The organism is Pseudomonas sp. NPDC087804, assembly GCF_044742965.1.
Taxonomy (GTDB): Bacteria; Pseudomonadota; Gammaproteobacteria; order Pseudomonadales; family Pseudomonadaceae; genus Aquipseudomonas; species Aquipseudomonas rustica.
Genome location: NZ_JBIUVN010000001.1, coordinates 982,252 through 1,007,659, shown reverse-complemented (window position 1 = coordinate 1,007,659; position 25,408 = coordinate 982,252). Strand labels below are relative to the sequence as shown.

The 25,408-nt window shown below is 58.8% G+C and carries 19 protein-coding genes, 1 tRNA gene and 2 pseudogenes; 14 read left to right on the top strand and 8 right to left on the bottom strand.

The features are described 5' to 3' along the window. The first annotated feature begins 16 nt into the window (after window positions 1-16). Window positions 17-1,279 (top strand): gallate dioxygenase, encoded by a 1,263-nt coding sequence (locus ACIOMO_RS04360; RefSeq protein WP_401238419.1) that lies wholly within the window; start codon window positions 17-19, stop codon window positions 1,277-1,279. Between the two features lie 123 nt (window positions 1,280-1,402). Continuing rightward, entirely contained in the window at window positions 1,403-2,650 is a 1,248-nt protein-coding gene (locus ACIOMO_RS04355; RefSeq protein WP_401238416.1) for an OprD family porin, read from the top strand. On the opposite strand, the gene ACIOMO_RS04350 is transcribed toward ACIOMO_RS04355, so the two are convergent. Continuing rightward, on the bottom strand, window positions 2,625-3,860 hold the full coding sequence (locus ACIOMO_RS04350) for a LysR family transcriptional regulator (protein WP_401238413.1): 1,236 nt from the start codon (window positions 3,858-3,860) through the stop codon (window positions 2,625-2,627). The genes ACIOMO_RS04355 and ACIOMO_RS04350 overlap by 26 nt on opposite strands. A 156-nt stretch (window positions 3,861-4,016) precedes the next feature. Here ACIOMO_RS04350 and galB point away from each other — a divergent pair, with 156 nt between their 5' ends. The 6 genes from galB (at window position 4,017) to ACIOMO_RS04320 (ending at window position 9,714) form a co-directional block, all read left to right on the top strand. Continuing rightward, window positions 4,017-4,751, top strand: a complete 735-nt coding sequence (galB, locus tag ACIOMO_RS04345) for a 4-oxalmesaconate hydratase (RefSeq protein WP_401238410.1) — start codon at window positions 4,017-4,019, stop codon at window positions 4,749-4,751. Beyond that, a complete protein-coding gene (locus ACIOMO_RS04340; RefSeq protein WP_401238407.1) occupies window positions 4,748-5,464 on the top strand; it encodes a 4-carboxy-4-hydroxy-2-oxoadipate aldolase/oxaloacetate decarboxylase in 717 nt (238 codons plus the stop codon). Before galB ends, ACIOMO_RS04340 begins: the two co-directional genes overlap by 4 nt. 2 nt (window positions 5,465-5,466) lie before the next feature. Next, window positions 5,467-6,567, top strand: a complete 1,101-nt coding sequence (locus ACIOMO_RS04335) for a 4-oxalomesaconate tautomerase (RefSeq protein ID WP_401238404.1) — start codon at window positions 5,467-5,469, stop codon at window positions 6,565-6,567. 70 nt (window positions 6,568-6,637) lie between these two features. Continuing rightward, window positions 6,638-7,198: a hypothetical protein gene (locus ACIOMO_RS04330; RefSeq protein WP_256218860.1), complete on the top strand. Its 561-nt coding sequence runs from the start codon at window positions 6,638-6,640 to the stop codon at window positions 7,196-7,198. Between the two features lie 302 nt (window positions 7,199-7,500). Further along, window positions 7,501-8,631, top strand: coding sequence for an alkene reductase (locus tag ACIOMO_RS04325; protein ID WP_401238400.1), 1,131 nt, complete (start codon window positions 7,501-7,503; stop codon window positions 8,629-8,631). 15 nt (window positions 8,632-8,646) lie between these two features. Continuing rightward, a complete protein-coding gene (locus ACIOMO_RS04320) occupies window positions 8,647-9,714 on the top strand; it encodes a LysR substrate-binding domain-containing protein (RefSeq protein WP_401238397.1) in 1,068 nt (355 codons plus the stop codon). 41 nt (window positions 9,715-9,755) lie between these two features. Here ACIOMO_RS04320 and ACIOMO_RS04315 read toward each other — a convergent pair whose 3' ends face one another. Beyond that, window positions 9,756-11,054 carry an MFS transporter gene (locus ACIOMO_RS04315; RefSeq protein WP_400749805.1) on the bottom strand — a complete coding sequence of 433 codons (1,299 nt, stop codon included), beginning with the start codon at window positions 11,052-11,054 and terminating at the stop codon, window positions 9,756-9,758. Between the two features lie 308 nt (window positions 11,055-11,362). Continuing rightward, window positions 11,363-12,256, bottom strand: coding sequence for a LysR family transcriptional regulator (locus ACIOMO_RS04310; RefSeq protein ID WP_401238393.1), 894 nt, complete (start codon window positions 12,254-12,256; stop codon window positions 11,363-11,365). Between the two features lie 95 nt (window positions 12,257-12,351). On the opposite strand from ACIOMO_RS04310, the gene ACIOMO_RS04305 reads away from it, so the two are divergent. Then, a complete protein-coding gene (locus tag ACIOMO_RS04305) occupies window positions 12,352-13,524 on the top strand; it encodes an MFS transporter (protein ID WP_212550679.1) in 1,173 nt (390 codons plus the stop codon). 123 nt (window positions 13,525-13,647) lie between these two features. Continuing rightward, window positions 13,648-13,926, top strand: coding sequence for a hypothetical protein (locus ACIOMO_RS04300; protein ID WP_159812071.1), 279 nt, complete (start codon window positions 13,648-13,650; stop codon window positions 13,924-13,926). Between the two features lie 58 nt (window positions 13,927-13,984). On the opposite strand, the gene ACIOMO_RS04295 is transcribed toward ACIOMO_RS04300, so the two are convergent. The 3 genes from ACIOMO_RS04295 to ACIOMO_RS04285 all read right to left on the bottom strand — a co-directional run bounded on the left by ACIOMO_RS04295 (window position 13,985) and on the right by ACIOMO_RS04285 (window position 17,985). Beyond that, window positions 13,985-16,375 (bottom strand): TonB-dependent siderophore receptor, encoded by a 2,391-nt coding sequence (locus ACIOMO_RS04295; protein WP_401238389.1) that lies wholly within the window; start codon window positions 16,373-16,375, stop codon window positions 13,985-13,987. Window positions 16,376-16,493: 118 nt separating this feature from the next. Continuing rightward, a complete protein-coding gene (locus ACIOMO_RS04290; RefSeq protein ID WP_401238386.1) occupies window positions 16,494-17,483 on the bottom strand; it encodes a FecR domain-containing protein in 990 nt (329 codons plus the stop codon). Beyond that, window positions 17,470-17,985, bottom strand: a complete 516-nt coding sequence (locus ACIOMO_RS04285; protein ID WP_053120679.1) for a sigma-70 family RNA polymerase sigma factor — start codon at window positions 17,983-17,985, stop codon at window positions 17,470-17,472. Before ACIOMO_RS04285 ends, ACIOMO_RS04290 begins: the two co-directional genes overlap by 14 nt. A gap of 219 nt (window positions 17,986-18,204) precedes the next feature. Between ACIOMO_RS04285 and ACIOMO_RS04280 the strand changes: the two are divergent. Next, window positions 18,205-20,331, top strand: a pseudogene (locus tag ACIOMO_RS04280) (TonB-dependent siderophore receptor). Window positions 20,332-20,742: 411 nt separating this feature from the next. Here the strand turns inward: ACIOMO_RS04280 and ACIOMO_RS04275 are convergent. Further along, entirely contained in the window at window positions 20,743-21,726 is a 984-nt protein-coding gene (locus ACIOMO_RS04275; protein WP_401238382.1) for a LysR family transcriptional regulator, read from the bottom strand. 78 nt (window positions 21,727-21,804) lie between these two features. Here ACIOMO_RS04275 and ACIOMO_RS04270 point away from each other — a divergent pair, with 78 nt between their 5' ends. The 3 genes and pseudogenes from ACIOMO_RS04270 to ACIOMO_RS04260 all read left to right on the top strand — a co-directional run. Further along, on the top strand, window positions 21,805-23,178 hold the full coding sequence (locus ACIOMO_RS04270; protein ID WP_401238379.1) for a nucleobase:cation symporter-2 family protein: 1,374 nt from the start codon (window positions 21,805-21,807) through the stop codon (window positions 23,176-23,178). A 41-nt stretch (window positions 23,179-23,219) separates the two neighbouring features. After that, window positions 23,220-24,602: an amidohydrolase family protein gene (locus ACIOMO_RS04265; protein ID WP_401238376.1), complete on the top strand. Its 1,383-nt coding sequence runs from the start codon at window positions 23,220-23,222 to the stop codon at window positions 24,600-24,602. Between the two features lie 160 nt (window positions 24,603-24,762). Continuing rightward, window positions 24,763-24,921: pseudogene (locus ACIOMO_RS04260) on the top strand (LysR family transcriptional regulator); the annotation flags it as partial. A 290-nt stretch (window positions 24,922-25,211) separates the two neighbouring features. Here ACIOMO_RS04260 and ACIOMO_RS04255 read toward each other — a convergent pair. Continuing rightward, window positions 25,212-25,299: transfer RNA gene (locus ACIOMO_RS04255), tRNA-Ser, on the bottom strand. Window positions 25,300-25,408 lie beyond the last annotated feature (109 nt).

Genomic DNA, 25,408 nt, shown 5'->3' with positions numbered 1-25,408 from the left:
GACAAAGGAACTCGTTATGGCACGCATCATTGGTGGCCTCGCTGTATCCCACACCCCGACCATCGGCTTCGCGGTCGATCACGACAAACAGCATGAGGCCGCCTGGGCACCGATTTTTCGCGGCTTCGAGCCGATCAAAGTGTGGCTGAAGGAGCAGCAACCGGATGTGCTGTTTTACATCTTCAATGACCACGTCACGTCGTTTTTCTTTGATCACTACGGTGCGTTTTCTCTCGGGGTCGATGAGCGTTACGAAGTGGCAGACGAGGGCGGCAATCCGCGTGAACTGCCGGGCATTGGCGGCCACGCGGCGCTGTCACGACACATCGGCGAAAGCCTGGTGGCGGATGAATTCGACATGAGTTTCTTCCGTGACAAACCGCTCGACCATGGCTTTTTCTCGCCGATGTCGGCGCTGTTGCCGTGCGAGCCGGATTGGCCGGTGGACATCGTGCCGCTGCAGGTCGGCGTTTTGCAATTCCCGGTGCCGAGTGCGCGGCGTTGCTACAAGCTGGGCCAGGCATTGCGTCGGGCGATCGAAAGCTATCCCGAGGATCTGAAGGTGGCTATCGTCGCGACTGGCGGCGTGTCCCATCAAGTCCACGGCGAGCGCTGCGGTTTCAACAATCCGGAGTGGGACGAGCAGTTCATTGATCTGCTGGTCAATGATCCGCAACGCCTCACGGAAATGACCCACGCTGAATACGCCACGTTGGGAGGCATGGAAGGCTCGGAGGTGATCACCTGGCTGATCATGCGTGGCGCGCTGTCGGCCACGGTGAAAAACCTGCACCAGGATTACTACCTGCCGTCAATGACCGGCATTGCCACGCTGTTGCTGGAAAACCAGGATCGCCCGGTACCCGCCGACGTGACCGCGCGGCACCTGCAGCACATGCATCACCAGTTGGCCGGCATCGAAAAGCTTGAAGGCACGTACCCATTCACGCTGGAACGCAGCGCTAAAGGTTATCGATTGAATAAGTTCCTGCACCGCATGATCGACCCAGAGTGGCGTCAGCGTTTCCTTGATCAACCGCAGGCATTGTTCGATGAGGCCGGACTTACTGATGAAGAGCAGGAACTGTTGCGACGGCGTGACTGGCGCGGCTTGATCCACTACGGGGCGATTTTCTTTGTGCTGGAAAAACTCGCCGCCGTGCTCGGCGTGCCCAATCTGCAGATCTACGCGGCGATGCGTGGACAAAGCCTCGATGAGTTCATGAAAACCCGTAACCAGCAGGTGCTTTATTCGGTCGCCGGTAAAACGCCGCGCTAACACTTCAGCTTCACCAGCGGCTCGTTCCGGGCCGCTTTCGCAACACCCCTGAATGACTTCACTGCGCCTCTTTCCTGCGGGCGCAGCGGACTGTTTCAGCCAAAAAAACGGATAACAATAACAATGAAAATCACCGCCAATACCCGCGTAGTCTTCACGCTGTCCGCTGTTTGTGCGCTGCCTGTCGAGGCAAGTGCCGCAGGCTTTATGGATGACGCCAGTGCCAATCTCAATCTGCGTAACTTCTACATCAATCGCAATTTCACCAACCCCGCCTATGCACAGGGCAAAGCCGAAGAGTGGACGCAAAACTTCATTCTCGACGCCCGATCCGGCTTTACCCAGGGTACGGTGGGATTTGGAGTGGATGTGCTGGGTCTGTATTCGCTCAAACTCGATGGCGGCCAAGGCACTGGGGGCACCCAGTTGCTGCCACTGGACAGCGATGGACGACCAGCCAATGAGTTCGGCCGCCTGGCCGTTGCAGGGAAAATGAAAGTCGGCAAAACCGAAATCAAGGTTGGCGAATGGATGCCGGTGCTGCCGATCCTGCGTTCCGACGACGGACGCTCGTTGCCTCAAACCTTTCGTGGCGGCCAGCTGACGTCGCAAGACATCGATGGTTTGACGCTGTATGGCGGGCAGTTCCGGCAGAACAGCCCGCGCAACGATTCGAGCATGGAAGACATGTTCATGCAGGGCAAAACCGCGTTCACCTCTGATCGCTTCAATTTTGTCGGCGGCGAATACGCGTTCAACGAAAAACGCACGATGGTCGGTGCGTGGAATGCTCAGCTCAAGGACATCTACCAGCAGCAATATCTGCAATTAGTGCACAGTCAGCCACTTGGCGACTGGACGCTAGGCGCCAACCTTGGTTACTTCTGGGGGCGCGAAGATGGCAGTGCCCGAGCCGGGGATCTGGACAACCGTACCTTTTCGGCGCTGCTGTCGGCGCGCTACGGCGGCAACACCTTTTATGTCGGTCTGCAAAAACTCAGCGGCGACGCAGCGTGGATGCGGGTCAACGGCACCAGCGGCGGCACACTTGCCAACGATAGCTACAACAACAGCTACGACAATGCGCGAGAGAAATCCTGGCAACTGCGCCACGACTACAATTTCGTCGTCCTCGGCGTGCCCGGACTGACGCTGATGAACCGCTATATCAGCGGCGACAACGTGCACAGCGGTGCAATCACGGACGGCAAGGAGTGGGGGCGAGAGTCCGAGTTGGGCTACACGCTGCAAAGCGGCGCATTCAAGAATCTCAACCTGCGCTGGCGCAACTCAAGCATTCGTCGCGATTACAGTAGCAACGAGTTCGACGAGAATCGTTTGATCATCAGCTACCCATTGAGCCTGCTGTAATCGCGTCATCGGCTTGCGCCCGGATCACCCGGCGGATCTTCTCCATCAGCGCCTGTGCCACTGGTGAGTGCAGGCAGCCGTTGCGATAGGTCAGGCCGATGGCCCGGGCGGTCTGTTTCAATTCCAGCGGCAGGATGCACAATTCACCGGAAGCGATTTCCTGCTCCAGTTGATGCGCAGAGACAGCCGCGAGCATGTCCGAGCGCAACAGCAGCCCGCGAATGATCGCCATGTCAGCGCTTTCCACCACCGGTCGAGGCGCCGACATACTAAATCCGGCAAAGCAATCCTCGAGCATCTGCCGCGCCGGCGAGCCCGCGCGCGGCAATACCCAGCGTGCCTCGCCGAGATGATCCTGCAAATTGGCGGTGGCGCAGAGCGGATGATCACGCCGCGCGAGCACCACCATTTCTTCGCTCAGCAACGCCTCACCTACCAGGTCACTGGCGTAAGCCGATGAACGCAACGCACCAAAAATGAAATCGACATCGCCGGCGCGCAACTCACTCGCCAGCAAGTCAAACGGACTCTCGTTGGTGATCACTTGAATACCCGGATGTTCTTCGACCAGTTGCACGATGGCTTCAGGAAGGATGCGCGTGCGGCCAAGGGGCAGGGCGCCGACGTGGACGACACCGTGCAAGGCGCCGCGAATGGCAGTGATGTCGGTGTCGATATGCCGCAATTCGTTTAGCGCACGGCGGATCGCAAAAAGAATCTCATGACTGGCACGGGTCGGTTGCAAGCCACGCGGGGTACGTTCGAATAGCGAATGACCACAGCCGTTTTCCAGCACTTTGAGCGTTGAACTGACGGCCGGCTGACTCAACCCCAGCAGGCTGGCGACGGTCTGCATGTGCTGGGTTTCGCAGAGTTTGACGAACACTTGCAGGCGTCGCGCCTGCAACAGATAAAGCGGTTCGACCGCTGCCTTGTCACCATTGCCGAGCAATTTCGGCACGGCTTCAAGCTCTGCCAGAACCCGTCGCGCGCGGGGCAACAGACGCACGCCGAAATCGGTCAAACGCATACCATTGGCATGGCGTTCGAAAAGCGTTACCGCAAGGCGTTCTTCAAGTTCGGAGATAGACCGGGTGACCACCGATTGCGCTCGGTACAACGCCACCGACGCTTTGGAAACGCTGCCGTGATCCGCCACGCGAACGAAGGCGCGTACGTGCATCAGGCTGGGCAGTTCACGGGTTTCCATGGGGCAGACGCTCTGTGGATTGGCGGATCAGGCGACTATGCAACCGCGCTTATCGAGTGGCAATAAAAAAAACGCATACCTCGAACACTCGAACGCATTACTCCACCGGTAAGGCGCGGTGCGATGCTCGTGGCAACCGCAGGAGGAGTATCCGCAATGACCCAATCATCCAAAAACGCGCTGGTTGTCAGCGCCCATTCTGCCGATTTCGTCTGGCGTGCCGGTGGTGCCATCGCCCTGCATACGCAGCAGGGTTACAACGTTCATATCGTCTGCTTGTCGTTCGGCGAGCGCGGTGAGTCCGCCAAGCTGTGGCGCAAAGGCGAGATGAGCGAAGACACAGTCAAAACTGCGCGCCGCGAAGAGGCTCAGGCTGCCGCCGATATACTCGGCGCCAGTGTCGAGTTCTTCGACATCGGCGATTACCCGATGCGCGCCGACAAGGAAACCCTGTTCCGTCTGGCCGATGTGTTTCGCCGGGTGCAACCGGAATTCGTCCTCAGTCATTCCCTCAAGGATCCCTACAACTACGACCATCCGCTGGCGATGAACCTGACGCAGGAGGCGCGCATTATCGCTCAGGCAGAAGGCTATAAACCCGGTGAAAAAATCGTCGGTGCGCCGCCGGTCTACAGCTTCGAACCGCATCAGCCCGAGCAATGCGAGTGGCGCCCCGATGTACTGCTCGACATCACCGAGGTCTGGGACAAGAAGTACGCCGCCATCCAGTGCATGGCCGGTCAGGAACACCTGTGGGAGTACTACACCCGCGTCGCCCTGCAACGCGGTGTGCAGGCCAAACGAAATGTCGGAATCGCCTCGACCCGCAACATCGTCTATGGCGAGGGTTACCAAAGTATCTTCCCGCGCGTCACGGAGAACCTGGCATGAGCCAACACACAGGTAAAACCGGCGTCGTGGTGCGCAATATCCAGCGGGCCGATGCGGCGCTGATCGATGAACTCAAGCGCTTTGGAGTGGCGACGATTCATGAAGCGCAGGGTCGAAAAGGGCTGTTGGGTACGTCGATCAGGCCGATTCAGCAGGGCACCGTGATCAGCGGTTCGGCGGTCACAGTGCTGGTCGCTCCAGGTGACAACTGGATGTTCCATGTGGCCGTGGAGCAATGCCGGCCGGGCGATATTTTAGTAGTCGCGCCGAGTTCACCGTGCACTGACGGCTACTTTGGAGATCTGCTGGCCACCTCGCTCAAAGCCCACGGTGTGCGTGCGTTGGTGATTGACGCCGGCGTTCGCGATACCCACACCTTGCGCGAAATGGGTTTTCCGGTGTGGTCGCGCGCCATTAGTGCTCAAGGCACAATCAAAGAAACCCTGGGCTCGGTCAACCTGCCGCTGGTGTGCGGCGGCCAACTGATTCACCCGGGGGACGTGGTGGTGGCTGACGATGACGGCGTTGTGGTGGTGCGCCGCAATGAGCTGGCGAACGTCGTTGACGCCAGCCGTGCCCGCGCTGATCTGGAGGAGCAAAAAGCCCTGCGCCTGGCCCGTGGCGAATTGGGGCTGGACATCTACAACATGCGTGGGCGCTTGGCCGAAAAGGGGTTGCGCTACGTCGACAGCCTTGAAGAGCTGGGAGACTGAGCATGGCGCAGACTCGCATCCCCTGTCTGATGATGCGCGGCGGTACGTCGAAAGGCGCTTACTTTCTTGCTCGCGATCTACCGCAAGAGCCAGCGCTGCGTGACCGCGTCCTGCTGGCCGTGATGGGCTCGCCGGATTCGCGGCAGATCGACGGCATCGGCGGTGGTGATTCGCTGACCAGCAAAGTGGCGATCATCAGCTCGTCGAGCCGCGCAGATGCCGATGTCGATTACCTGTTCGCCCAAGTGCTGGTGGAAGAGCCTCGCGTCGACTACGGACAGAACTGCGGGAACATCCTCGCAGGCGTCGGCCCCTTTGCGATCGAGCGCGGTTTGGTCGCGGCGACAGCCGACGTCACATCGGTGCGCATTTATATGGAGAACACCGGACAGATCGCCATCGCCCATGTCCCGACACTTGATGGTGAGGTGCGCTATCACGGTGACGCTCGAATCGACGGCGTGCCGGGCCAGGCTGCGCCATTGATCGTGGAATTCAAGGACGTCGCCGGTGCCAGTTGCGGGGCCTTGTTGCCGACCGGCAACCCACGAGATGTGATCGACGGCGTTGAAGTGACGTGTGTCGATAACGGCATGCCGGTGGTGCTGATCCGCGCGCAAGACGTCGGTTGCAGCGGTTATGAAAGCCCGGAACAACTCGAAACCGACGCCTCTCTGAAACAACGTCTGGAATCCATCCGCCTGCAAGCCGGGCCGCGCATGAATCTTGGGGATGTGAGCCTGCGCAACGTGCCGAAAATGTGCCTGATTGCGCCGCCGCAGGCCGGTGGGGCGATCAGTACGCGCAGCTTCATTCCCCATCGTTGCCACACCAGCATCGGCGTGTTCGGTGCTGTCAGTGTCGCCGCGGCCGTGCTGAGCGAAGGCAGCGTGGCGGCGGACATTGCGGTTGTAGAAGAGGGCGATGTGAAACACCTGTCGATCGAACACCCGACGGGTGAGTTCACTGTGGCGTTACGGTTGCAGGACGGCCAACTGGCCGGTTGCGGTTTGATGCGCACAGCGAGGCTGTTATTTGATGGCGTCATCTGTATTCCGTCAGCGCTGTGGAGTGATAACGCCACATCAGGCACGAACCGCTAGGTGGCTGAAAAAGTGGCTAAGTGCTAGCATTCGCGACTTCGTTGGATTTTACACTCTCAAGGATTTTCGAATGACTTATCTGCGCCTGCTTTTAGCTTCTGCCCTGATCGCACTCTGCACGGGCTGTGCCACGTCCGCTCAAATTTCCGGCATGACGGTCGCGGCCGATCAAGACAAGGCAAGCACCTATGACGCACAGCTGAAAAATAACGTACGGGTTTCGGAAGTGAATGGCGGGGATAAAACCAATCCTCTGTGGACGTCGGAAATCGACAGCCCTGACTTTGGCGCTGCACTCAAGCAATCGCTCGCAAACGCTGATTTGCTGGGCAGCGAATCCGCTGCTTATGCCCTGCGGGCGAATTTGCTGCGCGTTGACCAGCCGCTGTTCGGGCTGAATTTCGAGGTCACCAGCGAGGTGGAATACACGTTGGTGGAGGCCGCGACCAACAAGGTTGTTCTGCGTGAAATCATCCGTACGCCTTTTACCGCGGGTTTCGGTGATTCCGTTATCGGCGTCAAACGTCTGCGCCTGGCGAATGAAGGCTCTGCTCGCGTCAACATCATCGCGATGCTCAAGCGCCTCAGTGATCTGAAAATCGAGGCCAAACAGGTTGCGTTGAAGAACTAAGCCTTTCCTGAAATGGATTCAGGCGTGACCCTCAAATGGGCGGTTCAAGTAGCCGCCCATTTGCTTTATCTCTCTCTCGCCAGCAACAACCCTCCACAAATTCCGAAGAGAAAAGCCGAATCCCGTTGCTGAAAAAGCAATAGTCATTTGCGATTTCGGCGGATTGTTGCCGTCAGGCTCAGAAGTTAGCATCGATCCATCGTTGCAACTCAGGGCCTTCGGCGCGAGTTCGAGACAGTTCGCATCGTCAAACTGTCGCTCCCGCTGATCGTCGCCACATTCGATCTACTTCGGAAACTCCAATGTCCAAACTCTTCAACGAATTCGCGCTGGGCGACACCACGCTGAAAAACCGTATTGTCATGGCGCCGCTGACCCGCTCACGCGCACCCCATGATGCTGCCGATGAACGCATCGCGTTGTATTACGCACAACGCGCTACCGCCGGTTTGATCGTCAGCGAAGGCACGCCGATTTCCCGTGAGGGGCAGGGCTATCTGTTCAACCCCGGCATCTTCACAGCCGAGCAGATCGCCGGTTGGCGCCTCACCACCGACTCGGTGCATGCGGTGGGCGGCAAGATGTTTGCGCAGCTCTGGCATGTCGGTCGCGTTTCGCACCCGTCGATCCAGGAAGGTGGAAAACTGCCAGTGAGCGCCACGTCGAAGCAAGCAGTCGGCGCGACTGCGTTTGGTTACGACGCTGACGGCAAGCCGGCGCTGGTACAGCCACCGGCGCCACGCCAACTGGAAACCGCCGAGGTGTCGCGGATCGTCGGTGAGTTCGCCCAGGCTGCGCACAACGCGATCGAGGCGGGTTTTGATGGCGTGGAAATTCACGGTGCCAATGGCTATCTGTTCGAGCAGTTCATGAACCCGCTGGTCAATGATCGAACCGATCAGTACTCGGCGGATCGCCTGGAAAACCGTCTGCGCTTCACTCTGGAAGTGATCGATGCCGTGGTCGCATGCATTGGCGCGGCTCGGGTGGGCATCCGTATTTCGCCGTATGGTCAGCTGTTCGACATGCCGTTGTATGAGCAGATCGACGAAACCTACACCGCGTTGGCAGCCGAGATTGGCGCGCGGCAATTGGCCTATGTTCATGTGATGGATCAGTCCGGGTTTCCGGCTCCGGGTACCGAGGGCGGTGGTGGCGGGCCGAAGGCAGCTTTCCTCGATTTGCTGTCGACCATTCAGTCGAAACTGCCTGACACCGCGTTGATTCTGGCGGGCGGCATGTCGCGCCAGCGTGCGGATGACCTGATCAATGACGGCATCATCGACCTCGCCGCGTTCGGCACCGCTTACATCAGCAACCCTGATCTGGTGGCGCGTCTGCAGAACGACTGGCCGCTGAGCGAAGCCAAACGCGAAACTTTTTATGGCGGTGGCGCCGAGGGTTATGTCGATTACCCGCCTTATAAAGGCTAAGTAGCCGCTGACGCATTGGCAGCCGCCACCGTTATTCGGGGCGGCTGCTTTTTCGTGTCCGGTGCAAACAGGCCTGAAAGGATCTCGCGGCGGGACAAGCAGACGAAGTTCTGCTGTAGTGCCCATCAACTGTTCTTGATGATCGGACTTTTTATGCACCTCAAAGCGCACCGGTACTTTGCCATGGTCGCCGTGACTGGAAGTTTCTCGGCGACGGCTCGGCACTTTCGCGTACCGGCGTCCTCCGTTTCTCGCTTCATCGCGGCGTTGGAACGAGAGGTCGGTCAGCAACTTCTGTATCGAAACACCCGTGCGGTGAAACTGACGGACGCGGGCGAGCGCTACTACCAGCAAATCCGCGAAGTGCTCGAACTGCTCGATGCCGCTGATGAGGAAATCACCGGCAAGGGTGGCGAGGTTCGTGGACTGGTACGGATTAACGCACCGGTCGCGTTCGGCAGCCTGCACATCGTCAAACTGTTGAACGGTTTGTATGACCAGTATCCCGAATTGACGGTCGAGCTGACCGTCACCGATGCCTTTATCGACCCGGTGCAGGAGGGCGTCGACATCATCTTCCGGGTCGGACACCTGGGCGACTCCGGGTTGATTGGCCGCAAAATCTGCGATCAGCAATACGTCCTTTGCGCCAGTGCGCAGTACATCGCGAAGCACGGCAAACCCGCGTCGCCAGAGGATCTGCGGCATCACGCCTGTCTGGTTTACAAGGGCACGGGCGGGGCGCAGCGCTGGTATTTCACAAAGCCTGGCAGCGACAAGGCCGACATCATCGACGTGCAGGGGCCGCTTCGAAGTAACAATGGTCAGGTCTTGGTGGAAGCGGCGCTGGCGGGCAGGGGGATCGTGTTCTTTCCGTCCTGGCTGTTTAGCCGCGAGAGTTTCGTGAGCCAGCAGCTCATTCGGCTGTTACCGGATTGGCAAGGATCGGTGGAGCCAACGCCTAGCCCGATCCATTTGCTGTCCCCGGAGAATCGCATGCGCTCCCAGAAGGTTCGCGTGGTGTGGGAGTACTTCATCAAAGCGATCGGCACTCCGCCTTATTGGGATGATCTGGGGGATTGATGCTTAGGCGCGGGCCGCCAGCGTCCGCACTGGCGTGGGACTCAGCGCGTTTCGCACGGCGGCGCCGGCTCGCCGCTCAATGCATCGACCATGGGCGGATGCTCTTGCACCGCTTGGCGCAAATCTTCGGTCACGCGCAATTCCGCGCCTGTCGGCGAGAAAGTCGCTGCGGCTGCGAAAGGCGCGGGGTTGGCCGGAACCGGGCGTTTGCCGCGCCGCCAGAAAAAGAACGTGACCATGCACAGATTGACCAGGGCGAAGACCCAGAACAGACCGTTTGCGCCGAACGAGTTCATCACCGGCGAGATCATCATCGGACTGATCGCCGAGCCCAAAGAGTTGATCAGCAGCAAACCCTGAATCATCGGCACCAACGCTTCCGCCGGGGCGCGGTCGGCAGCATGACTGACGGCAACCGGATACAGCGCAAACACGCCGCCGCCGAGCAAAAACAGCATCACCGCGAGCATCGTCGACGACAACGGCAGCCACACGATCACCAGCGACAACACCGTGCACGCCACGGTCAGAAGGGTCAGCACCTGAAGGCGATCCTGACGGTCAGACCAGCGTCCGACCGGGTATTGCAGAAGCATGGCGCCAAGGATCGTCCAGGCCATCATGCTGCCGACTTCACCCACGTTCAGACCCATGCGTTGCAGGTACAGCGGCAGCAACGTGTAAATCGCCGCGATGCTCACGCCCGAGCCGAAACACCCGACCAGTCCGGTCGGCGTCACGCCCAGCAACTGCCGGGGCTTGAGCGGCTCGACCTGATCGAGCAGAGGCGACACGCGCGGCAGGATCACGATCGGCAGCACCGACAGCGACGCGAGCATGCCGGCAACCATGAACGGTGCGCTGTCGCTCAAACCCGTGATCTTGCCCAGCGTTGCCTGACCCAGCACACCGGCGCCGTACAAGACGATCATGTACAGCGCGAGCAAGCGTCCGCGAATCTTCGCGTCACCCGCCAGCAGCAGCCAACTCTCGATCACCAGAAACACGCCGACTGTGGCCCAGCCATTGATCAGGCGCAGGGCGAACCAGCCCCACGTGTCGTAAAACAAACCCTGCATGAGGATGGTCACGGCGATCAGCGAGGCAAAGCTGCCGTAGGCACGGATATGGCCGATGCGCAGAATCAGGCGGTCGTTGAACAAGGCGCCCAAGGTCAGACCGATGAAATAGGCCGATGACACGACACCGATCATCGTCGCCGACGCACCGGCGGCGTCCAGGCGAAGGGTGGTCAGGGACGACAGAAATCCGTTGCCCAAGGCAATAATGAACAGCCCGAGCAGGGGCGCCAGCGCCATGGCCAGCAAACGCGGAGACATAGAAACCTCAAGGGATCGGGCAGCGGAACGTGCGTCTCTGCGCAGGGCAATGCCAAACCGAAGTGTGTTGTGCAAGCGCCCGCCGAACGGGCAGGGCAGTTCAATCGGCCGCACTTGAGCAAGTGTGGCCAGCCATTCTGGTACGTGATTTTTAACAGCGATGCTTTCAGCCACCGACTCGGGTGACTGTTTGAGAGCGCGGGATTCTAAGGCTTGTGCAGGATTTGCCAATAGCTGTTTGCTGCGACGTTAGGACGCAGGTGAGTTACGGCAGATCCGCCGCCTGAGCATCGAACGATGGCCACTGCCTACATCCGGTGATGCTCCAGCAAAAAGTCGACGAACAAGCGCACTCGCGCCGGCATTGTCGAGCCACCGACGAATACCGCATGAATCGGTTCCTGATCGCCGGGATTCCAGGTTTCCAGTAGCGGTATGAGGTCGCCGCGCTGCAGATCCTCGCTGACGCTGAACTCGCCGATGCGCGCAATGCCGGCGCCGACCCGGGCGAGTTGTGCCAGTGCTTCACCACTGCTGCATTCGATGTTGCCGCTGACTTTCAGGGAAAACTCGCGGCCGTCGCGCATAAACGGCCAGTGGGGTTCGGCACGGCGAAAGTTGAAGCGCAGGCAGTTGTGACGGAGCAGGTCTTGCGGTTCTTGCGGGGTGCCGTGACGCTGCAGATACGCGGGCGATGCCACCACCACTTGGCCGGTCGTGCCGATCCTGCGCGCGGTCAGCGGGCTGTCGGGCAGATGGCCAAAGCGCACCGCCACGTCGGCCTGGCCAGCGAGGATGTCGACTACTTCGTCGCCGAGCGTGAGGTCGACGACGATATTCGGGTACTGCGCGCTGAACGCGGCCACTAAGGGCACGATAGCCAGCCGACCATGGCCAAGCGCCGCGCTGACGCGCAATCGGCCCTTGGGTACGCCTTGATCGGCGATGGCGTCTTCAACCTCGTCCATGTCCGCCAGAATACGTCGGGCGCCCCGCAAGAATGCTTCGCCCTCAGCGGTGAAGGTGATCGCTCGCGTGGTTCGCAACAGCAGGCGCGTGCCCAGACGCTGTTCGGCACGCGCGATGATCCGGCTGACGGCCGAGGGCGTAAGCCCCAATGCGCGCGCCGCCGCCGAAAGGCTGCCTTCCTGCGCCACCGTGACGAACACGCTCATTTCACCTGACCTGCCATTGACGTCCATTTGTGCCTCTTACGCAAAGGTGATTGCCGAAAACGCTATCTACCGCCTCAAACGCCTGGATCGTAGCATTGGCGGCATAGATAAGGAGCCTTTCCATGCGTATCAATCCACCTCTTGTTGCACTCGCCATTGGTGCCTTTGGCATCGGCGTTACCGAGTTCGCCCCGATGGGCATGCTGCCGGGCATTGCTGCGGATCTCGGCGTGTCCATTCCCGCTGCAGGCTTGCTGGTCAGTGCATACGCGTTGGGCGTACTGCTCGGCGCGCCGTTGATGATCCTCACCACCGGCAAAATTCCGCGCCGAACGTTGCTGATCGGTCTTATGGCGATTTTTACCTTGGGTAATCTGATGTCAGCGCTGGCGACCGACTATTACAGCCTCATGATCGCCCGGGTGGTGACCTCACTGAATCACGGGGCGTTCTTTGGCGTTGGCTCCGTCGTCGCTGCCAGCGTGGTCGCGCCGGAGAAACGCGCCGGGGCGGTCGCGGCAATGTTCATGGGCCTGACTCTCGCGACCATCGGCGGTGTGCCGCTGGCCGCTTGGTTTGGCGAGCTGTTCGGCTGGCGCACTGCATTTTGGGGGATTACCGGCCTTGGCGTGGTGACCATGGCGGCGTTGTGGTTTGCGCTGCCCAACCTGCGCGCACCGCAAAGCGTGGGCGTACTGGCCGAAATACGCGTGCTGGGCCGAGGCCCGGTGTTGGGCGCGTTGGCCCTGACCGTCGTCGGCTCAAGTGCGATGTTTACGGTCTTCACCTACATTGCACCGATCCTCAGCAGCGAGACCCACGCGTCCTCCGCGTACATCACCGCCATGCTGGTGCTGTTTGGTGTGGGCCTGACACTGGGCAACATGTGGGGCGGCAAGGCTGCAGATCGTTCGATCGATCGCACCCTGATCGTTTCGCTGAGCGTGCTGATTGTGATCTTGCTGGCGTTCACTGTCCTGATGCGCTGGCCTTTGCCGGCCGCGGTGGCCATTTTGATCTGGGGTATCGCCAGCTTCGCCCTGGTACCACCGCTGCAGATGCGCGTGATGGAAGCGGCCAAAGACGCGCCCAATCTGGCCTCGGCGGTAAACATCGGTGCGTTCAATTTTGGTAATGCGATTGGCGCGGCGCTGGGCGGCGCGGTGATCAATGCCGGGCTGGGTTATCCGGCGATCTCCCTGGCCGGTGCAGCGATGGCGAGTCTGGGCCTGCTGATGGTGCTGGCGTTTACCTGGCGCTCGAAAGCAAGTGCAGCGGCGCTGACCCAACCCTAACGAGAGGGCGATCAGGCGCCATCACGAGTGATTCGAGCTTTGCGCGAGACGGTGCTTCGTCAGCCCTTTTGAACCTATTTCAAAACAGCCTGCTCAACCGGGAAATGTTCGGGGGTGGATGTGATGAATGTTTTCAGAAATCAGCTGACGACTGAGCAAGAAGCAAGACTGCTTGCCTTGGATGCCTGGCATCGGATGTCGGAGAATCGAGCACTGCGCATGGACTGCCCCGATGCCTGGCACGACGAACTGTTGCGCCAGTCCGACGAGATGGATCGGTTGGGCATGTTAACGCTGACCGAATGGTGCGACCTGCGAAGGGATGCAGATGAAGCCTATCTGCGCGCGGTGGCGGGTGAGGATTATCATGCAGGTCATCAAGCTAGTGTGTATCGAGGTTGACGGTACCCGCCGTACAGCGGGTACCGCTTCCAATGTGCGAGAAGGCCTGCCTACCTGCTTACCACTTGTAACTCACTTTGGCGGTAATCTCGCGGCCCGGGTTGTAGAAGTTCGCGGTGCCGGAACCGACCACGTGCTGCTCATCCAGCAGGTTGCTGAGGTTCACCGCAAGGTCGGTGCCCTTGGCGATTTTGTAGTTGAACGCGGCGTCGAACAGCGTGGTGCCATCGCTTTTGCCTGAATTGGCGGCGTCGAAGTAATACGAGCCGACGTAGCGCGCACCCAGGCCAACGCTGACATCCGTGGCGGGGACGTCGTAATAACTCCAGAGCGAAGCGGAATGCTTGGGTGCCGTGGCGAATTCATTGCCCTTCAGGGAGCTGCCGTCGTACAACGAACCGCGCTGTACCTCGGACTCCATATAGGAATAACCACCGATCAGGCTGAGGTTCTGCGTCACCTGCGCCTTGGCCTCCAGGTCGAGACCGCGCGCACGCGATTCGCCTACCGTCTGTTGCTCAATGATGCCGCTCGGCAGCACCACGGCGATGGTGACGTTTTCCTGGGTCAGGTCATAAACGGCTGCGGAGAACAGGGCGTCCATCCCCATCGGCGCATACTTCACGCCTATCTCGTACTGCCTGCCGGTCTGCGGTGTGACGCCAACCTGTGGCGGCGAGACGGATTCCACCATGCTCACATAGGTCGACACCTCATCGTTGACGATGTAGGTCAATGCACCTCGGTAAGAGGTTTCGGAGAAGGTGTCTTTCTCAGTCGATTCCAGGCCTTTGCTGGTCAGATCCATCGAGTCGTTGCGCACGCCCCCGGTGACGATGAAACGCTCGTAGAACGACAGGTTCTGCTGCAGGAATACGGCTTTGGTGGTCGCGTCTCGCTTGTTCACGGCATACGGCGCGATTGAGCGTGACACGCCGGTAAACACGGGGTTTGCAATGTCAATCGAGGTCGTCGGGGCGTAGACCGAGCTTTCCCTGGTGGTCGAATCGAGGTACTCCACGCCCACCAGGCTGCTGCTGTCGATGTTCTCGAAACGGGCATCGTATTGCAGCATCAGATTGCCGTTGAACTGATCGGCTTCGGTGTCCGTTCCAAACTGATAGCGGTCAACGGTAGTACCGACTCGCGCGGCGCTGTCGCTGAGGTAAACGTAGCCGAAATCATCGGTCAACTTGCTGTAACGCAGGTTGCTGCGCAGCACGAAGCCATTGTCGAAGTCATGGGTGATGTTACCGCTGAGGCTGGTGCGCTCGACATCGTGAAAGTTGTAGCTGGGCTCGCCATAGAACTTGCTGCGGTCGTATTCCTTGTCCAGCGGATAGCCACCACTGTTAGGCGAACTTTCGGTTTTCAGGTAGTCCAGAATCATCGTCGCCGACGTGTAATCCGTCGGTGCCCAGGTGAGGCCACCCATAAACAACTGGTTGTCGTCCTGCGAGTGATCGTACTCGCGGTCGCTGTTCTGGCCTTTGGCAGTAAAGCGGCCAGCCAGGGTCTTCTCGTCGTTCAGCGCATCGCCGACATCGATGCCTGTCTCGACATGGTCAAACGAACCGTAGGTCACATAGCCTTGGCCGAACTGCTCGAAGCGCGGCTGTTTGGTCACGAAGTTTACCGAGCCTCCGGGATCGGCCGGGCCGAACAGGGTGGAGTTGGCGCCACGCAGAATCTCGATGCGCTCATAAGCGAATGGATCTTCGCGCACGCCGCGCATCGAACTCAGGGTCAAGCCGTCACGGTAGGTGGTGGCCTGGAAACCGCGGATCTGGAAATAGTCGTTGCGGTCATCCGTGCCGTAGAAGTCAGTGATCACGCCCGGCGTGTATTGCAGCGCCTCTTCCGTGGTGCTGACGCTGCGCTGTTCCATTTCCTTGTTGGTAACCACTGATACCGATGCCGGTGTATTGAGAATGCTGGTGGCCACTTTGCCGCCAACCCAGAGTTCCTTGGCGACCACCGAGTTGGCGTCGTCGTCGGCACTGACCCTGACCTTGGCATTGATGATGAGGGGGGCGAGGCGGTAGTCCTCGATACCCGTTGCGTCGAGTTCAAGTGGGCCGGCAGGCGCTGGTTGAGGTGTCAGCAGGTAAGCGGACGGGCCTTGCTGTTCGATCTGCAATTCGCTTCCCTGCAACAACGTGGACAGTGCGGTCGACGTATCCAGCGTGCCGTTCACGCCTGCCGTTGTGCGATTCGCAACGCTCGAGGCATCGTAGGAAAGACTGATGCCAGCCTCGCGCGCAAAGCGGTCAAGCGCCGGCGCCAGTGGGCCGGCAGCAATATTCCACTGCTGAACCTGTTTGCGCTGTTCGGCGCTCGAAGATTGCGCCAGCGACGGCAGGACGTAGCTGCTGACCATCAAACCCAAAATCACACCGTGTACGGCGTGGCTCAGTGGATGGCGCTGTGTGACCGCGGACGAACTCATTTTCTCGCTCCAAGGAAGGGTATCGACAGATTGGCCTGTAAGTCGGCCTTCCTTACAAGTCGAACGAGAATGAGAAACTACCTCATTATTTTTGCTAAATAAGACAAAAGAAGCTTATTCAACTGGCAGCGGTCAACGTCACCCAATAACGCGTCCGATAATCAACGCGCAAATGCAGCGACTGCGCGATCAATGTCAGTACCTGATCGTTGTCGGCGAGCTGAAAAGTGCCGGAAACCCGAAGGTCGGCAACCTCTTCGGCGCAGCGCAATACGCCGGGGCGGTAGCGCGACAACTCCGCGATAAAATCCCCAAGGCGCATATTGCGTGCGCTGATCACCCCGTCATTCCAGCCCCAGACATCCAGGCCATTGTCCCTGAACTCACGGGCGCCACTTGATGTGAACAGTAGCTGATTGGCGGTCTGGGCACTGCGGCTACTGCTGGCGGCCAGGGTTTGACTGGCGCCAGGAAATACCGTGACGGTGCCTCCCTGAACCGCCAGTAAGGTGCCGTCGTCACGTTCCCGCGCCAGGAAGCGGGGACTCTGCGCGCGCATGATTCCGTCGCGTGTTTGTACCCAAAAGGGACGCGCGTGCGCCGCATGTTCATCCGCGCCGACATTCACGATGACCTCACCACGCCGCAGAATGAGCAGACGTCGCTGGGCGTCGAAATCACTGTCGACAGCGCTGTCGCTATTGAGCTGGACAAGGCTGCCGTCATCGAGCTGCACGCGGCGCTGCTCGCCGGTGCTGCTGCGTTGCTGCGCAAGCATGGCCGGTACGGGTGTGTAATCCCGGCCGAGCCAGGCGGCGGCGCCAACCGTGGCCAAAAGGCCTAACAGCTTCAGGCTTTCCCGTCGGCGCAGGCCATGGCGGGAACCATCAAGGGTTTGTCGGGCCAATTGCGGCGGCATGCTCGCGAACTCATCCCCAAGCGATTCCACACGCTGCCACGCCAATCGATGCTCCGGACGCTGCTGCAGCCAAAGCTCAAAAGTGCGCTGCGTTTGCTCATCTGCCTTGTTGAAGCGCAGACGCACCTGCCAGTGGATGGCCTGGTCTACAACGGCCGGATCCAGCGCTTGCGACTCATGCCTCGACATAACGCAACCGATAGCAGTGTTGCAGCGCGGTGGCCAGGTCGCGCTCCACCGTCGCCCGCGAAACGCCGAGTTTTTCGGCTATTTGCGCACAGGTCAAACCGTCGAGCCGGGCAAATAAAAACGCCTGGCGAACTCGCGGTTTGAGCATGTCGAGCATGCGGTCTATGCGCTCGAGCGAATCCAGAATGAGCAGTCGGCTCTCTTCCGAGGGCACCTCGTGTTGAGGCAGCAACGCGACGCTTTCCAGGTAGGCACGTTCGAGTTCGCGACGACGATACTGATCAATCATCAGCCCGCGGGCAATGCTGCTCAGATAAGCACGGGGTTCGCGCAAGGGGCTTGATTGCCGGGATTTGAGCAGACGCACAAAGGTGTCTTGCGCCAGGTCTGCGGCGTTATCGCGACAACCAATGCGTCGGCTCAGCCAGCCATGTAACCACGAGTGGTGGGTGCGATAGAGCAGCGCTAGATCTGCAGTGCCTAGTGTGTCGTCGCTGCTCATCGGCATCCCGGAAAGTACATGATTGATAATGACTCGCATTCTACTCAGGCGATAGCACCTCAGGCAAATGCGGGCGCAGGGTCTGCGCGGGGCGAGTTATACGAGTGCTGCATACGTTAATGGGAATTTGTGTCAATTGCGAATGTGTTTGTATAGCATGCGCGGGATTTTGGCGGTTTTACTCCCTGTATTGGCCTATTCGTAAAGGTTTCTCTCTTCATGCGTCGAACCCTGCTTTCCATTTGTGTGCTGCAAGCCTTGTCGCCTGCCTCTTGGGCTGAACAAGTGGAGGGGACGCCCTCAACGCTCGAACTCGACGCAACCGATGTGATCGGTACTGCCAATTACGAGAGGGCGGACGGCCCGATGCAGGGTTATCGGGCGACTCGATCGGCCAGTGCCACACGTACCGACACGTCGATCCACGAAACCCCACAATCAATCAGTGTGGTTTCGAAGGATGTGGTCGAGGATCTGGGCGCCACCCGTTTGCAGGACGCGCTGGACTACGCCGGTGGCGTCGGGCGGGCGAACAATTTTGGTGGCCAGGGCCTGACCACATTTACCGTGCGTGGCTTCACCACCGGCGAGTTTTATCGCAACGGTTTCCCGATCAACCGCGGCTATCCGAACATGCCGGATGCCAACACGATCGAACGCCTCGAAGTGCTGCGCGGCCCGGCCACCATGCTCTATGGTCGGGGTGATCCTGGCGGCACCTTCAACGTGGTGTCCAAACAGCCGTTGCCCGAGCGCACCGTCACTCTTGGCAGCCAACTCAATGATCAGGGCATGAAGCGCGGCACGCTGGATGCTTCCGGCCCGCTCGACGAGGAAGGGCGTCTGGCCTACCGACTTAACGTAGTGGGCGAGGGCGGCGACACCTTTCGAGATCACGTTGAAACCGAGCGCTACGGCATCGCGCCCGTGCTCACCTAGCAGGCAACCGACGCGACCAAGCTGATTTTCGAAGGCGATTTCATGCGCAACAACGCGCCTCTGGATCGAGGCGTTACTCGCTATGCGAAGCAGATAGGGACTGCCTCGCGCGACAGTTTTTTTGGCGAAAAAGACGTTGGTAAACTGCATAACGACAACAACATGGCGCAACTGCGTTTCGAGCACATGCTCAACGACGACTGGACGTTGGGCGGCGGCTTCCAGTGGCTCGACGGATCGCTCAAGGGCAACGCCATCGAGGCCAACGGTATTGCCGCTGACGGCCGCACTCTGGGGCGCAATTTCAACTACCGCAAGCTGGAGTGGGCCGACAAGGATACCCAGGTCAATCTGACCGGCCATTTCGAAACCGCGGGTTTGCAGCACACGTTGCTCACCGGTATCGAGTATGAGGATTACGACTACAAGTCGATCATTCAACGCTCCAGCGGAGCCGTCGGTGCGTACCCGATCGACATCTTCGATCCGGTGTACGGCCAACCACGTCCGGCACTCACCCGCACGCCCACTGATGACAAGGAAAACCTCAAGACGTATGCCGCGTTCGTGCAGGATCAGGTGGCGTTGACTGACAGACTGAAAGTACTGGCCGGGGCGCGTTTCGAGCGCTTTGAACATGACTACGAAACCTATGTGCCCGGCGCCAAGAGCTGGCAGGCGAGTGACAACGCGGTGACGCCGCGCATCGGCGTCACCTACGACTTGACCGACACATTAGCGATCTATGCCAACACCGCGCGCTCGTTCAAACCGAACACCGGCGCCAGTCGTCAGGGCGGCGGGTTCGAGCCGGAGAAAGGCAAGTCGTACGAAATGGGCATCAAGTGGGAAGCGCTGGATCAGCAGTTGAGTGTCGACGCGGCGATCTATCAGATCGAAAAGCGTAACGTGCTGACCACCGATCCTGTTGATTCGACCTTCAGCGTCGCGGCGGGTGAGGTGCGCAGCCGTGGTTTCGACGTCAACGTGGCCGGCAACCTGACGCCCGAATGGCGCGTGATTGGTGGGTACGCCTATGTCGATGCCTAAGTGACCAAAGACAACGTATTACGCTCCGGCACGCGACTGCTGAACATCCCGAAAAACAGCTTCAGCCTGCTGAATATGTATGAGTTCCAGGATGGCACCTTTAAGGGGGTGGGCTTGGGCACCGGGCTCAAGTACGTCGACGAGCGCGCGGGACAAACCGCCAACACCGCGTTTTCGATGCACAGCTACACCGTGGTCGACCTGCTCAGCTTCTATAAGGTCAATGACAAGGTGCGGCTCAATCTTGACGTGAAGAACCTGTTTGACCGTGATTATGAAGAGGGTGCATTCGGTAACGTCTATGCCTATCCGGGAGCGCCGCGAACAGTACAAGTCGGTATTGCCTACACCTTGTAACGTGCAGTGCCGGTGCAGGCCTCACCTGCCGCGATCACGCGGGAGGTGAGGCAATGTGCGCCATTCCCGAATGGCAGAAACGGCGACTATGGATTTGCACTGGAAGAGTAAAACAGCTGCATTTATGACGTGGCCTGTATTGTCCGCGTTCGGCCATTTCCTGCCTGTCGTGACCGGCTGAAAACGGCCAACGGCTGCCGTTACTCAAGGTCAGAACATTGTTTTAGATTCAACTCGTCAATGCGGTTTTGGTTCCACCCGTTGCTTGCCCATGACACACCGGAAGGAGCCATGGGCAGGATCGATATACGATCAGCACCCGAATGATTACCACTATGATCGCCGCTAAGTTGAAGTGACTTCATGAATGGGGCAGGTTTTTTCCTGAAAGAACACCTGTCCCTTTTCTCTTCATTCCTTCCCCGCCGTCGCTCCCTTCATTTTTTGCATTGTTATCGACGTTCGCCCCAGTGCATCACGGAGCCATGTACCGGCTTTACCCGAGCGCAAACTTGAAGACCAGACCAGGTCGACGCCCACTTTCCAGTCAGTAAACGGGTAAGCCTCCAGCTGCAGTTCCACAAACTCCCCATTGCGCCGCAGAGCCTGCATCAATTGCTTGGGCACGGTAGCCCAGCCCATGCCAGCGCGCAGCATGTCCATCAAGGTCAAATAGCTTTCGACGCGCCAATGGTTGGGCGAGTTGAGATATTCACTGGTGGGCAAGCGATCCTGGAAGGGTAGGTAAATCAACTGACGGTAATTGCTCAACTGGTTGAAGCTGACTGTAGGCATCCCGGCCAGCGGATGGTCGCGGCAGGCGACGTTGCTGAATGTGATGCTGCCAAGGCGTATGAACTGCAGGTTCCTCGGGTAACGGGTTCGCGTGCACATCACCCCGAATAAAACCTTTTTCTCCTCAATCATCGCGAGTGCGTCCTGCCCGGAAGGGTGCAGCACAGTCAGATCAACATGAGTGAAGCGCCGAGAAAATTCATCCAGCACAGGCGCGAAGAATTCATAGGGAATTGCCTCATCGATGCTGATCACCAACTCGGTCTCTAAATCCTCGGCCAGGCTGCTGGCACGATTTTCCATGTTGAAGCACTGGCCCAGGATGGCCTCGGCATCACGTAGCAGTGCCCGACCTTCATTAGTCAATTGTGGATAGCGCTGACTGCGGTCGAACAGGGTGATCCCCAAATCGATTTCCAGATTGCCCACGGAAATGCTCACCGCAGATTGCGACTTGCCCAGTTTTCGGGCCGCCGCCGAAAATGAACGCTCGCTGACAACCGCTGAAAATGCCGCCAATTGTTCGAGGGACAACCTCATCGCTGCTCCATTAAAAAAATCAATAGGACCCATTTTTACAACGAGTACGGCCAGGCGCATGTTGGCTGCGCGCTACCCATAACCACAATAACTATTTAACTCATCACTGCCTCGACACTACTTTTCAGGAGAGGACACATGACCCATAGCGTGCACCCAGTTGATCAGCGCCTGCCGCTGATACAAACGGCAGTACTCGGTTTCCAGCATGTGCTCGTGATGTATTCGGCGTGCATCATCGTGCCACTGATTCTCGGCGCAGCACTCAGACTTCCCAAGGATCAACTGACCCTCATCATCAATGCCGATCTGTTCGCCGCGGGCCTGGCCACGCTGTTGCAGTGTGCGGGCAACCGTTTTTTCGGCATCCAGCTACCGATCATGATGGGCGTGACCTTCGCCTCCGTCACGCCGATGATCGCCATCGCCCTCACTCCCGGCATCGGCCTGCCGGGCGTGTATGGCGCGATCATCGCGTCAGGGCTGTTCGGCCTGCTGTTCGCGCCGATCATGGGCCGGCTCATGCGCTATTTTCCGCCGGTGGTGACCGGAACGGTGCTGTTGGTGATCGGCATCAGCTTGATGCGCGTCGGCATCGACTGGTCCGCAGGTGGCCAACCAACTCTGGCTACCGGCGAGCCCAACCCGGATTATGGCAATCCGGTCTACCTGGCCATCTCCTTGGCCCAATTGCTGTTGATCTTGGGGCTCAACCGTTTCGCCAAAGGCTTTATAGCCAATATCGCGGTTTTACTGGGTGTCCTGGTTGGCTTCGTCATTGCCTTCGTTCGTGGCGATATCGTCCTTGATGGTATTGCTCAAACCCCTTGGTTCTCCACCATCACTCCCTTTGCCTTTGGCCTGCCAACTTTCGATGCCGTGGCAGTGGTTTCCATGTGCATGGTGATGCTGGTGACCATGGTTGAGTCGACCGGGATGTTCCTGGCGCTTGGCAACATGGTCGGTCGTCCGACTACTCGGGAGCGCCTGGTGCGTGGCCTGCGGGCCGATGGCATGGGCGCTATCGTCGGCGGCGTGTTCAACGCATTTCCCTACACCTCGTTCTCCCAAAACATCGGCCTGATCTCCATGACCGGGGTCAAAAGTCGCTACGTGTGCATGGCCGGTGCGCTGATCCTCATCGGCCTCGGTCTCTTCCCCAAGCTTGCCTACATCGTCGCCTCAACACCGCAATATGTGCTAGGCGCTGCCGGTATGGTGATGTTCGGCATGGTGACGCTGATGGGTGTGCGCATCCTCGCTACCGTCGACTTCGAGCAATCGCGCTACAACCTGCTGATCGCAGCCACCAGCGTCGGCATCGGCATGATCCCGATGGTCTCGCCGCAGTACTTTCACCACCTGCCCCAATGGAGCAGGGTGTTCACAGAAAGCGGAATCATCCTCACCGTCGTCACGGCGCTGATCCTCAACCTCGTGTTCAATGGCCCCACCCAGCCTGAAGAAGCCGAGGCCGGTGCCGCCCGTTCCGCGGTACTGGGCGAAAGCTAATACCTATGTTTCAAAAAACACTCAATAAAAGGACTGGCATGATGATCAGCGAACTCCTGCGGGCAGACGTAATGCTTACCATGGACGCCCATAACACCGTCATCGAAGATGGCGCAGTATTGATTACCGACGGCGTGATTGCCGATGTCGGACCGGCGAGCGAACTGCTCGCACGATACCCCTTGGCCAAGATTCGGCGTTTCACCGACCGGCTACTGATGCCCGGCCTGGTCAACACCCATTGCCACTCCGGCATCCTTCGCGGCACGGCGGAAGGGCTACCGGTGTGGGACTGGCTGCAGCAATATATCGACCCCATGCACCGCGTTCTGCTCCCTGCCGAAGCACGCCTTGCGTCCATGCTCTGCTACAGCGAAGCACTGCTTTCCGGCACCACGACTATCGTCGACATGTGGCGCTACATGCACGGCAGTGCCGAAGCGGCTAATGAACTGGGAATACGCGCCGTGCTGGTGCCCTACGTTGCCGAACACCCGGATCACGACTATTTCGAGACTCTCGACAGCAACGAAGCCTTGATCGAAAGCTGGCACGGCGAAGCCAATGGCCGAATCAATGTGTGGGTCGGACTGGAGCACCTTTTTTATGCCGTGCCCAAGGCTTGGAAGCGCATCTCCGATATCTGCAAGGCCAATCAGATTGGCTTCCACACCCACAGCAATGAAAGCCGCTTCGACGTTGAAGAAACCCTGCGCCGACACGGCATCAGACCGATACAGGCACTGGAGAAGTTTGGCTTACTCGATGCCAAAAAGGTGTTGCTGGCACACTGCGTCTGGGTCGACGACAGCGAAATTGCATTGATGGCCGAGCGCAACGTGGGCGTGGCACACAACCCGGTCAGTAACATGAAACTGGCGTCCGGTGCCGCACCGGTGGAAAAGCTGCTGGCGGCCGGCGTAGCCGTGGGCCTGGGCACCGACGGCGAAAAGGAAAACAACAATTTGGACATGTTCGAGGAGATGAAAGTCTCATCCCTGCTGGCCAAATTCGCCAGCCTCAATGCCGCAGCCCTCGACGCCTGGTCGATATGCCGCATGGCAACCATAGACGGCGCCCGCGCTTTGGGAATGGATAAGCAGATTGGCTCCTTGGAAAAAGGCAAGGCAGCGGACATCATCGCGGTGCGCATGGACACACCAAGAATGACCCCGCTGATAACTAACGGGCCACTGGCCAACCTTCATCACAACCTAGTCCATGCCGTTCAGGGTGGCGATGTCGACATGACCATGGTGGCGGGGCGGGTGCTGGTTGAAAACGGCCAACTGAAAAACGCCGAACTGGACATGTTGATAACAGAAGTTAACGTCATTGCTCCCGCATTGTTCGCCCGACGTAAAATCTGGCTGGATCAAACCGGCGTATCAGTTAACGAGCTTGGTCGAGTGGCTGTTTCATAAGGCGGATCTCTGCAATGCAGGGAATGGGCACGTCTAAGCAAACTCTGCCTGATTCCTGCCATGGGAAGCCCACCTTCATTCAAGATCCGGCGGAATCTCATAAGCGATGGGGGGGAAGTCGCTTAAGCAGATTTGGACACGGTAACAAGCCGGACAAATGAGCCACGGCCTAGGATTCGCCTTGGAAAGCACGCTGCTGGGGCAGGATTATGTAGCTCGTGGAACACTGGTGTAGGTCGCGCCGCAATTGAGTGCGCCCATCACCCCATACCACCTGGTGTTCCCAAGGGCGTATGCAAACTTTCGGCGAGTCCGATGATTTCTGAAGTGTAAGCACGAGTAGGGACATGACTTCGATTACTGATTTCGATGTCATGAAGCGCAGCACCTCATCAGAGTGGCTGATGAGTGTCCGCAATTGGCCGGAAGCTGCCTGTTGAAGATAGCCAAACTCACCTGAGTGTCGAGGTCGGATCATCGATGTCGAAGGGATAGAGTTGCGGAAATGACCGAAAAGTTGCGGAAACGATCCAGAAAGGGATGATCAGGAAAATCGAATTGCAGAAACGACAAAGCCCTGAATAATCAGGGCTTTGTCGGTACATAAGATGGCGGAGGCGATGGGATTCGAACTCATGGACCTGTTACAGTCGACGGTTTTCAAGACCGTTGCCTTAAACCACTCGGCCACACCTCCGTTGCGTTGCGGGCGCCATAATACCTGAATGAAACACACTGTCAAACTCTCTGCATGGCTTGTTACAGAGCGTCTGTTATGATCTTTGCGACTGAACGTTTCAAACCAA